This is a genomic window from Acetobacter lambici (assembly GCF_011516885.1).
Lineage (GTDB): Bacteria > Pseudomonadota > Alphaproteobacteria > Acetobacterales > Acetobacteraceae > Acetobacter > Acetobacter lambici.
In genome coordinates, this window is sequence record NZ_WOTD01000056.1 from 1 (window position 1) to 10,254 (window position 10,254).

General features: G+C 53.9%; 8 protein-coding genes. 6 read left to right on the forward strand and 2 right to left on the reverse strand.

Going from position 1 to position 10,254, the window contains the following annotated elements:
* The first annotated feature begins 231 nt into the window (after positions 1-231).
* The 5 genes from GOB86_RS13585 to GOB86_RS13605 all read left to right on the forward strand — a co-directional run bounded on the left by GOB86_RS13585 (position 232) and on the right by GOB86_RS13605 (position 6,387).
* Complete coding sequence (locus GOB86_RS13585) at positions 232-1,131, forward strand: LysR family transcriptional regulator (protein ID WP_034929940.1); 900 nt, start codon at positions 232-234, stop codon at positions 1,129-1,131.
* A 74-nt stretch (positions 1,132-1,205) separates the two neighbouring features.
* Positions 1,206-2,468, forward strand: a complete 1,263-nt coding sequence (locus GOB86_RS13590) for a cation:proton antiporter (protein ID WP_034929936.1) — start codon at positions 1,206-1,208, stop codon at positions 2,466-2,468.
* Entirely contained in the window at positions 2,468-3,151 is a 684-nt protein-coding gene (locus GOB86_RS13595) for a YoaK family protein (RefSeq protein ID WP_034929933.1), read from the forward strand. Before GOB86_RS13590 ends, GOB86_RS13595 begins: the two co-directional genes overlap by 1 nt.
* 231 nt (positions 3,152-3,382) lie before the next feature.
* On the forward strand, positions 3,383-4,816 hold the full coding sequence (locus GOB86_RS13600) for a site-specific integrase (RefSeq protein WP_165993099.1): 1,434 nt from the start codon (positions 3,383-3,385) through the stop codon (positions 4,814-4,816).
* Between the two features lie 581 nt (positions 4,817-5,397).
* Positions 5,398-6,387: a replication protein RepA gene (locus tag GOB86_RS13605; protein ID WP_165993101.1), complete on the forward strand. Its 990-nt coding sequence runs from the start codon at positions 5,398-5,400 to the stop codon at positions 6,385-6,387.
* 25 nt (positions 6,388-6,412) lie between these two features.
* On the opposite strand, the gene GOB86_RS13610 is transcribed toward GOB86_RS13605, so the two are convergent.
* Both GOB86_RS13610 and GOB86_RS13615 read right to left on the reverse strand, forming a co-directional pair.
* A complete protein-coding gene (locus GOB86_RS13610) occupies positions 6,413-7,285 on the reverse strand; it encodes a ParB/RepB/Spo0J family partition protein (protein ID WP_165993103.1) in 873 nt (290 codons plus the stop codon).
* The gene (locus GOB86_RS13615) at positions 7,282-8,352 is read right to left on the reverse strand and encodes an AAA family ATPase (protein ID WP_165993106.1); all 1,071 of its coding nucleotides are present in this window, start codon (positions 8,350-8,352) and stop codon (positions 7,282-7,284) included. Before GOB86_RS13615 ends, GOB86_RS13610 begins: the two co-directional genes overlap by 4 nt.
* A 384-nt stretch (positions 8,353-8,736) precedes the next feature.
* Between GOB86_RS13615 and GOB86_RS13620 the strand changes: the two genes are divergently transcribed.
* On the forward strand, positions 8,737-10,254 hold a 1,518-nt coding region (locus GOB86_RS13620; protein WP_165993108.1), incomplete at its 3' end, for a methyltransferase.

Genomic DNA, 10,254 nt, shown 5'->3' on the forward strand with positions numbered 1-10,254 from the left:
ACTCTGTCTGCATCGGGTTTTCTTATAGCTTACGAAAATTTCTTTTCTACAAAACAGACTTTTTCATAATCTAACCCGATGTACAACCCTTCTGTGAGATTTCCGCGTCGATGGAGACCATGAGCAGCGTCCGTATGACTGATTGGTCCTTCATAATAGAAGTTTATAAAAATGAACTGAAATGATATATTTTTATGTCTATATGAATTTCGTGCATTTATCGGACAAAACATGGGCATTCTGGAACGCAGTCATCTGACAATCATTCAGGAAGTCGCACGGGAAGGTTCGCTGACGGCTGCCGGGGCGCGTCTGAACCTGACCCAACCTGCGCTCAGCCACTCTATCCGCAAGATCGAACAGCAGCTTGGCGTCAGGATATGGCGACGGGAAGGACGATCCCTTGTTCTTACTCAGGCCGGTGAATGGCTTTTGTCTCTGGCAAACCGTCTGCTCCCGCAATTTGAACTGGCGGAAAGCCGTATTGAACAATTCGCAAATGGCGGGCGCGGGACATTGCGCATCGGGATGGAATGCCATCCCTGTTATCAGTGGCTTCTGAAAGTCGTTTCACCTTACTTGGAGAGATGGCCAAAGGTCGATGTGGATGTACGACAGAAATTCCAGTTCGGCGGGATCGGCGCGCTGTTCAGTAATGAAATCGATATTCTGGTGACCCCTGATCCCCTGTATAAACCTAGTCTCAAATTCACACCAGTATTTGACTATGAACTGGTGCTGGCTGTTGGTCCGGAGCATCCTCTTCGGAAGGCAAAATTTGTTTTACCAGAGCAGTTGGCAGATGAAACATTGATTACCTATCCGGTTCCGTCTGAGCGGCTCGATATTTACACGCAGTTCCTGCAACCAGCAGGGATTGGACCCCGACAGCAGAAGCAGATTGAAACGACGGATATCATGCTGGTGATGGTCAGCCATGGAAGGGGCGTTGCGGCACTTCCTCGCTGGCTTGTGGAAGAATACGCCACACGCTTTGAGCTTTATCCGGTGAAGCTTGGAAAAAAGGGTATTGCGAAACAGATATTCCTTGGCCATCGGGAAACCGATGAAGATATTCACTATCTGCGGGATTTTATTGAATTCGCTGCGTCGCCTCGTCAGACCGTTTAAAAATATCACGTCCCTTTATTTTCTATTCCCGGTTTTTCTTGACGTAAGGAGCCTGAGCAGTCAGCGGTGAGGCCATGGATACCATCAGCCTCCTCGCCCTGCTCCTGACCCTCTCGGCAGGCTTCAGCATTCTCAACCACCACACATTGCGCGTCCCGGTGACCATCGGCGTTCTGGTCTTCTCATTGCTGACCTCGCTGCTGGTCATGATTCTGAACCCGCTGATCCCGGCCTATGATCTTCAGGCTCTTCCACGATCCGTGCTCGGAGCCATCAATCTGCCTGCGGCACTTCTGAACGGTGCCCTGTCGCTACTTCTGTTTGCCGGAGCCATGCAGGTGAATGTCGGACATCTGCGCGCAAAGCTGATGTCCGTGACTGCCCTCTCCATTCTGGGAACCGTTCTGGCCGTGGCGTTTCTGGCGGTCGCGGCGTGGTGTGTTTTCCCTTTTCTGGGGCATGCCGTTCCCTTTACGTGGTGCATTGTGCTCGGCACCATTCTCGCCCCAACAGACCCGGTTTCGGTTGTGGGAATGCTGAAACGTCTGGGACTGCCGGGACCGCTACAGGCCGTTTTTGCGGGCGAGAGCCTGTTCAATGATGGGGTAGGTGTTGTCATCTTCGGTGTGACGATCGGGCTGGCGACTGGGGACAGTCAGGGAGTGGGAGCTTCGGAGATTGCTCTGAGCTTCTGCCGCGAAGCGCTCGGTGGGGGGCTTCTTGGAGCGGCAACCGGGTGGATCGCGCTTCGTGTGCTCAGGGAACAGCGGGATCCGCATATCGATCTGCTGACTTCGCTGGCGCTGGCGACCGGAACCTTCAGCATCGCCAACCAGCTTGGCATGTCCGGTGCGATTGCCGTCGTCGTGGCCGGTCTCTGCTTCGGAACCAGCTACAGCCATTCCGTTTTCGATGAAGTATCCCGCAAGGAACTCGACATCGCATGGACGCTGATTGACGAAGTGCTGAACGTGCTGCTGTTCATGCTCATTGGCTTTGAAATATTGGAGATCACGCCGCATCTGTTTACGGTGCTGGCGACGCTTGCCGTGATCCCGCTGTCCATTGCCGTGCGGGCATTGAGCGTTCTGTTTTCCACTCTTCCGGTTCATCTCCGACAATGGGAGCGGGGCCGTGTCCTCGGTATCCTGACATGGGGCGGCCTGCGTGGCGGCATCTCGGTTTCTCTGGCGCTTGGCCTGCCACCCGGAGACCTGCGCGACCTGCTACTGCCTGTTTGTTATGGTGTCGTGGTGTTCACCATCATCGTGCAGGGTCTGACCATGGAGCGGGTCGCCCGCAGGCTCTATCCGTCAATCACCTCCCGGTCGCAATAATGCCCTCCTCCCTTCTCCCGGTCTCGATTTCCGCCCGGCGGGTTCTCATTCTCGGGCTTGTCGCAGGCTATGTGGATGCCCTGAGTTTCGTCGATCTGGGCGGTGTCTTTGCTGGTGCGATGACCGGCAATACCACGCATATGGGCGCCTCGTTTATCAGTGGGAACTGGCACCATGGCCTGCTTCTGGTCGGTGTGCTGGGTATCTTTTTCCTTGCCGCCATCCTGTCCGGCCTGATGCGGCTGTTATGGTCGCCAGCTTACGGGGTCATGGTGATGACAATCTTCATGGTTCTGGCGCAGATCGTGCATGGATCGGCCCTGCGTTACTGGGGCGAATTTTTCGTGCTGCCAGCACTTCTGGCCGTGCAGGGCGAGACGATCGCGAAGTTCTCCGGCACGCCCATGCCCACGATCGTCGTGACAACAAACCTGCTGAAAGCCGCATCGGGAATTGCGGAATGGGTAGCGTCATGTCTGGCGCCGGACAGGAACACTCGCCCTGTCGCAGGAAGCATTTTTCTGCCGCTACTTTTGTGGGGGGCTTTTCTGGCAGGCGTGATGGCTGCCGCCATGGGGCTGGCCCTGCACGGAAGCTTTCCGTTCCTGTGGCCCGTCCCTTTCCTTGTTTTCCTATACCGGGATATCTGGAAAACGGAGCGCGCAGGGCAGGATGATAATTGAACACCCGATCCGGCAGCCCAGATCAAACACCGGACGTAACGCATTTATGATGTGCATCTGCCTCTCGGTCAGGTCGGGTTTTCATGCCTGACAGCCGACATTCCTCTTCCCCCCCATGCCGGTCTTCAAGAAAGACGGTATGAGATGAAAAATACCGTTCTCGCTCAGTGCCGTGAGCTACTACACTGGGTGTAAGATACTCAGGATAGTAGCAAGCGCGAGGCGTCGTTTATGCAGGTTGAAGTTGTTGTCCACGGCCGAAAGGATCTGGTTTACGCGGCTCTGTTCGACCGGTGTGACCGGACCACCCGACACCGTCTGGCCGAGGCCGGTTCATCAGCTGACACTCTGCCGGAAATTCTTGCTGCGGCCCGCCTCTCCCCAGGACTGGAACTGCGCTTGTCTGGTATCTCCCTCTCAGGGAATAAGACCGACGATCTGGTGATTGCTCATGACGTGCCGTTCGCCGCTCGTGCCCGCGCACTGGCCGCAGAGCGGATCGGTGTGGCTCCAGATGATCCCTCACTGACTCTCGCCTTACATCTCGGTTCAGTTCCGTATTTTCTGGCGCGTTACAGGCAAGCACACGGGAACACTATCGCACAGTCTGACGCGTCCCCTCCCCTGCCCTCTCCTGCGGGTCAGACGCCCGGTGTCATTATCCGATGGTTTGACGCCTCTTTTGGAAGGGCCGTCCCGCAACGCGATGGCTCTCTTGAAACCGCGCGTGATAGTGCCTCAGCTTACGCTTTGCAGGCCAAGGCAGATAATACACGCAAAGTCTATCGTGCTGGTGTCCGGGCATGGTGTGCCTGGGCGGATCGTCATGCCCTTCCCTGCCTCCCTGCACGTTCGGCCGACATTGCCGCATTTCTGGCAGACGAAAGAGGTCGGGGCTTAGCGCCCTCAACACTGGAGCTTCGACGGGCCGCAATTACCTATATTCACCGCCTGGCGGGGTGCGCCGTTCCCACCGCTGACGCCGCTATTGGCGAAACCATGACCGGGATCAGGCGCACCGCTGCAAGGGATGGCTTTACACCGCGCCGCAAAGCCGCTGCAACGCAGGACGTCCTAGCAACAATCATCAGTGCGATAGACCTGAGTAAGTTATCCGGGATGCGGGACCGGGCTTTACTCCTTATGGGGTTTTATGGTGCGTTCAGGCGTTCTGAGCTGGCCAGCATCGATGTTCGCCACGTAACCTTGGTCAGTAAAGGCCTGCTAGTCACTCTTCCCCAGTCAAAGGGGGATAGACAAGGAAAGGGTGTGGAGATCGCCCTCCCCTACACCAAAGATCAATATTGCCCGGTAAAGGCATATGGCGCCTGGTTGGCCGTGTCAGGCATACAGGACGGAGCTGTTTTCCGCCGCATCCGCAAAGAGGGCACGGTAGCCGTTGAAGGCGACATTCGCGCAGTCGGACTGCAACCTCTGACAGATCGCTCTATCGCCCGCATCATCCAGGCCCGCGCCAGCGCTGCCGGGCTGGATGGAAAGGCCTTCGGCGGGCATAGCCTGAAACGGGGAGCGTTGACGACAGGAATGGATGCTGGTGTGCATCCCGTTAAACTCAAGCGCCTTGCCCGACATGCGACATACGCTGCTCTGGGGGACTACCTCGAATTGGGCGACCCATTTGATGGGCATGCACTAACACAGTGACACGTTGGTGTTCTGACATCAGAACACCAAGTTGGTATGGTGAGGGGTTAAGTGACCACGCTCATAAATATCGCCCTGCCGATCCAGACTGCACTCCCATCCCCTCCCCGCGTTGGGGGGTTAAGTGGCCATCTATTTAAGGATATCCCTTCTGTCGGCTCCGAGACGGCTAGGTGCCCATTCTTATGGCACGTATGGGGGGTTAAGTGACCTATAAACCTGAACCGTTGGCCCTACTCCGACCGGTGAGGGGTAAACCGACCTCATTATTGTTAGACCAACACTCCCGCGGTCCACCAATAGTGGTCGCGTCAGCTAGGCCGAGGGGTTAAGCGACCGAATACCTCGCTCAATCCATCCCCATCATCCCGAGGGGTAAACTGACCTCTCTAGACTTATCCACCGGGTAAAAGCCGTTATCTACTGGGGTTAAGTGACTAAAGCCCGAGGGGTTAAGTGGCCTCTCTATATAGTACAAAGAATTCTTAAAATACTACTTAGTATAGTCACTTAACCCCTCAGTTGACACGACTTAGAAGAATAAACCATGCTGCAAACACTTGATCACCCGGAGCGCCAACATGGATTCCCCATACACAGGTGAATTTCCCCAACTGCTGCTGACACACGGCTATGAAGAAACCGTGTCTTTGTTGCAGCGCTCTGGGCGAGAAGATGACATTCCTCTTCTCGAAATAACGCAAGCGTTACTAGCGGATGAAAAAAGCGAAATTGGGGTTTCCTATTCGGGTCTATGCCTCACAAGTTTGCCTCATAAAAAGCTTCCAGAAGATCAGGTATGGAAACGCGCTGGCCATGACGTTACCCTGCTAATTGAACCCGGAACGTTGATCATAGGCGGAGAAGAACGAAAATTTGGGGTTCCATACGGTGCCAGAGCCCGAATGATTCTAATACACCTGATGTCTGAGGCTTTCCGCACTGGATCTCGGGAAGTAAAGCTTGGCGGCAGCCAACGACGTTGGTTTGAAAAAATGGGAATATCATTCGGCGGCGAGACGGCACGAGCAATACGTGATCAGTCTCGGCGTATAAGCGCATGCAGCTTAAAGTTCTTTTGGGCGACCGAAAGCGGCGGCGATATTTTCTCTAAGGCAGGAATAGTATCGTCAGGCTTGTTATTCGGTGACAATCTAACCAGGAAATCTGACGGTCAGGAAAACCTCTTTGACGACACGGTGATCTTAGACCAAGATTTTTTCAATGCGTTACAGAAGCATCACGTAAAACTGCGTGAAGAAGCTATCAAACAGTTAAAAGATAGATCTTTGGCGTTAGATATTTACGTTTGGCTTGCTTACCGGATGCGAAGCTTGAGAAAACCAACCCCAATTTCATGGTCTGCATTATATGACCAATTTGGTGGTGGCATTAAACAACGCAAGCATTTCCGCACCCCGTTCCTAAACGCGCTAAGAGCTGCCGTCTCAGCGTATCCAGAAGTAAAAATTGAAGTCGATAAGGTATGTGGGGTGACGCTCCATCCGTCACCACTCCCACTGCATAGAGAATATACACCTGGTCACAGGATTATAAGTAACGCCGCGTAATATAATATGCGCGGCGTTAAATCAGTTAATTTTCTAATATTTTATCGATTAAACTTCTAAGCTTCACTAACGAATCTATCTCGGCAGTTGAAAGGCTTGGTATATTCTTCAGAGAAAGATTTGAAATCGCTTTTTCTATTGGTTTGATTGAGAACGTCTTTTGTTTATCGGTCTCCTTGCCGCGAGGCCTCTTCTCCCCTCCCCTAGCTACTGCCTCACGTATTGCTAAAATCGTAAGGTCGCCTGCCAATGCCCGTTTGCAAAGTTCATTCTGGATAACAGTATCCGTTACCCGAGCAATTTCAATCAGCACGTTCCGTGAGATTACATGATCTACGTGTATTACCTTTTCAAGGAAATCGGGCGGCAGCTTGGCGACTGCGAGCATGCCATTTATATGAGAAACGGCTTTCCCCACATTTCTGGCAAGCTCGCGTTGTGACCAGCCTCTATTTTCAGACAGCAGCTTCAAACCCATTGCTTCTTCTACGGGCTTCAAGTCCTCCCGTTGTAAATTTTCAATAAGCGAAACAACATCTGAATCGGTATCTCGCTCGATTGCCAACAAATATGGCATATCGATTAATTTCGCTGCTCTTAACCGTCTTTCTCCTGCGACAAGAACCCACTTGTTGCGAGTTCCTTCTTTTTTTCTGACTAAAATAGGGGTTAACTGGCCGTAGCTTTTTAAGCTTTCGGATAGCTCTAACAGAGATTCGTCGCTAAAAATTTTTCTAGATTGGTTAGGGTCAATTTCTAAATCATCGACCTTGACTTCAAAACTGTGCTTCACATCAGAATTCGAGGAAACAAATGTTGGGGATATATCCTGCACACGTGCTCCCATAGAGTTCATCAGTGGCGACGGAGCTCTGCGTTTACCAGGTTTGTTGTTCATACCGGGCTCCTCCCGCCTTCCATTTTTTCACTTTCCTCATCGTCTTGAGTGTTATCGTCCAGGTTTAATAGTGCCATCGGCAGCGGGTTTTCACTGGCCAGTGCAGAGCATAAGCGCACATACGGGCCTACGGCTTTTGCTTTTGGAGAGGCATCAACGGCGATTACTCCACTCCATGCGGCATTGCCATACACAGCGCTTTCAGGAATTGGTTCCAGCACAATTGCTGTTCCTGCCGTGCTTTGGATCAAGTGATGTAACACCTCCCGATCGACAGATTGCCTGCCATTGTATCGAGTGGGTAAAATTCCACCTACTCGAAGCTGCGGATTTAACCGTCGCTGAATTTTTTGAACTGTAGATAATAGCAATGCAACGCCCATTGCGTCTGGTGGCTCAGTTTGAACCGGCACAATCACTACGTCCGCAGCCACAAGAGCCATGTAGGTCATCAGCCCCAAGTTGGGAGGCGCATCTATGATTATGAATTCATAATCATTAGCGATGCTCTCCAAATTCTCTGCTAACGCATGTTCAAAGCCAGGCTCACGGCGACTATCTGCCTCTGCAAGGTTAATGTGGCTAGAGATAAGATCAAACCCGGCCGATTGAAGTTTCTCTTCTTCGTCTGTTTTGATAATGCACTCTTCAATAGGTCGGTCATTTAGAAGGTTATGATAAATTGACCTTCCTTCTCGGAAGTAATCCAACCCTTTATGCCCGAGTAGCCAATCAGACGCAGATGCCTGAGGATCAAGATCTATCAACAGGACCCGCCGCCCCACTCTCCTCAGGGCTGCAGCGATATTAAGGGAGCTTGTGGTCTTACCTACCCCGCCTTTCTGATTGGCGAGTGCGATTACCTTCGCTCTATTTTTCCGTGTCGCGATCAATGACTCAATTTGCTTAACTACTTCAGCCGGGATGTTCTCTTTTGAGTTTTCCCAACGGCTAATCCGCGACTTGTCATACGAGCGATTCAACGCCGTGTTTAACAAATTACGTAAATCTGTCTGTGATAATCCGAGATGTTCACGGGATTCACGAAGCCATTCACTCTTTGTCATTGAGGTTTTCTCGCATCGGTGATGATGCGTACCGCTACCATCACCGATGCAGCAACGTCAACACAAAACGTCAACACATAATGAACTAGGTTGACTGTAAGGCGAATGTTCTGACGTCAGAACACCCAAGAAAACAAAAAAAGAAAACTCCGACCAGCCCTGAGCGTCCCGCGCAAAGGGTGGGTCGGTCTGCCTGACGCCAGCCCGATCCCGGCGCAGGCGCCGCCTTTGCCCGCGCCACCCAGGCCCGGTTCCGGAGGCAGCATGCAGAAGGAAATCTGACGCAACACAACGCTCAGTCCCCTTCCCTGCTGTTGTCCATCCTCCCCGAACGCCGCCTCGTCCCGGACGCAGGCGGCGTTCGGCGTTTGTCCGGAGCCTTTCATGTCCCTGTTCGATGATCAGCTCAGCCTGTTCTCTTCCTCCTCCCTCAGTGGTGCTGCAGACCTGTTCTGGGGTGAGCTTGAAGGCGAAGACAGCCCCCTCCCCTCCCCCATCGCAGAAACCCCACTGGTCATCCCCCAGACCGACTTCCGCCTCAACGGGACCCGTGGCCTTGCCACCAGCTGGAAGGACCGTGCGCGGGACAATATTGCGGCGATCAGGCTGCTGGGAACACTTGAGACCGAAGACCGTAATGCAACCCCCGACGAGCAGGCTGTGCTGAGCCGGTTCATTGGCTTTGGGGCGGGTGAACTGGCTAACGCCCTTTTCCCCCGTGCCGGTGAGCCTTACCGCGCAGGATGGGACAGCATCGGCAAGGCTCTGGAGGCGACCTGCAGTGAGACGGACCATGCTGCCCTCGCCCGCTCCACCCAGTATGCGCATTTTACTCCGGAATACATTGTGACTGCGCTGTGGGACATGCTCATGAAGCGAGGCTTTCAGGGCGGGTCCGTTCTGGAACCCGGCTGTGGTGTTGGCCAGTTCATCGCCCTCAGGCCCGAGCGTCTCGAAGGCCAGATCGCCTTTACCGGCATTGAAGTCGATGGAATTGCCGCGCGTATCGCCCGCAAGCTATTCCCCAAGCAGTGGATCAGACACGAAGACTTCACGAAGGCAACACTGGCTACGACGTATGATCTGGCGATTGGCAATCCGCCCTTCTCCAACCGTCTGGTCAACGCGGTGGATCATCGTGAGCTGCGTGGGTTCAGTCTTCATGACTGGTTTATCGCACGCTCAGTTGGTGCCCTGCGTCCGGGCGGCTTCGCAGCATTTGTGACGTCACGCCATACGCTGGACAAAACTGACCAGAAGGCACGGCAACACATCGCCGAAGAGGCTGACCTGCTGGGGGCGGTGCGGCTGCCCACAGGAGCAATGCGTGTGGATGCCGGCACCGAGGTCGTGCTCGATCTGCTGGTGTTCCGCAAACGCATGATCGGCGAGTTGCCCGGCGATCAGACCTGGCTGGAAACAGATCCCGTACCCGACAGTGATGAAGGGCGCGGCCCCCTGCGGATCAACCGCTATTTTCTCGATAATCCCGCTCAGGTTCTGGGGCGGCATGCCTGGGCTGGCAGTCAGTTTGGACTGGATTACTGCTGCCTGCCAGTGACAGGCGTAAATCTGCAAGCTGCCCTGCAGGACGCGCTGGCCCGCATTGCCCCCGAGAGCCGGTTTCTGCAGCCTGTAGAGCAGCGCATTACGCGACCAGAACTGGATGGCCTGCGCGTGGGCACAGCTGCCTCTGGCGCCGACCTGAAGGAAGGTAGCTACTATCTGCACAACCGCATCCTGCATCAGATCATTGGTGGCGCAGGTCAGGAGGTGCCCATCCGCAAGGGAGACCAGAAAGAAGGCCTCTTCCAGAAACATGCACGCATCATTGAAGCCCTGATCCCTGTGCGGGATGCGGCCAAAGCCGTACTGCGCGCCCAGATGGACAACCAGCCTTTC

Excerpts from the sequence above, each read along its gene's own strand:
- GOB86_RS13605 (WP_165993101.1), top strand. The coding sequence starts at position 5,398 with ATGGATTCCCCATACACAGGTGAATTTCCCCAACTGCTGCTGACACAC.
- GOB86_RS13590 (WP_034929936.1), top strand. The coding sequence starts at position 1,206 with ATGGATACCATCAGCCTCCTCGCCCTGCTCCTGACCCTCTCGGCAGGC.
- GOB86_RS13615 (WP_165993106.1), bottom strand. The coding sequence starts at position 8,352 with ATGACAAAGAGTGAATGGCTTCGTGAATCCCGTGAACATCTCGGATTA.
- GOB86_RS13595 (WP_034929933.1), top strand. The coding sequence starts at position 2,468 with ATGCCCTCCTCCCTTCTCCCGGTCTCGATTTCCGCCCGGCGGGTTCTC.
- GOB86_RS13585 (WP_034929940.1), top strand. The coding sequence starts at position 232 with ATGGGCATTCTGGAACGCAGTCATCTGACAATCATTCAGGAAGTCGCA.
- GOB86_RS13600 (WP_165993099.1), top strand. The coding sequence starts at position 3,383 with ATGCAGGTTGAAGTTGTTGTCCACGGCCGAAAGGATCTGGTTTACGCG.
- GOB86_RS13610 (WP_165993103.1), bottom strand. The coding sequence starts at position 7,285 with ATGAACAACAAACCTGGTAAACGCAGAGCTCCGTCGCCACTGATGAAC.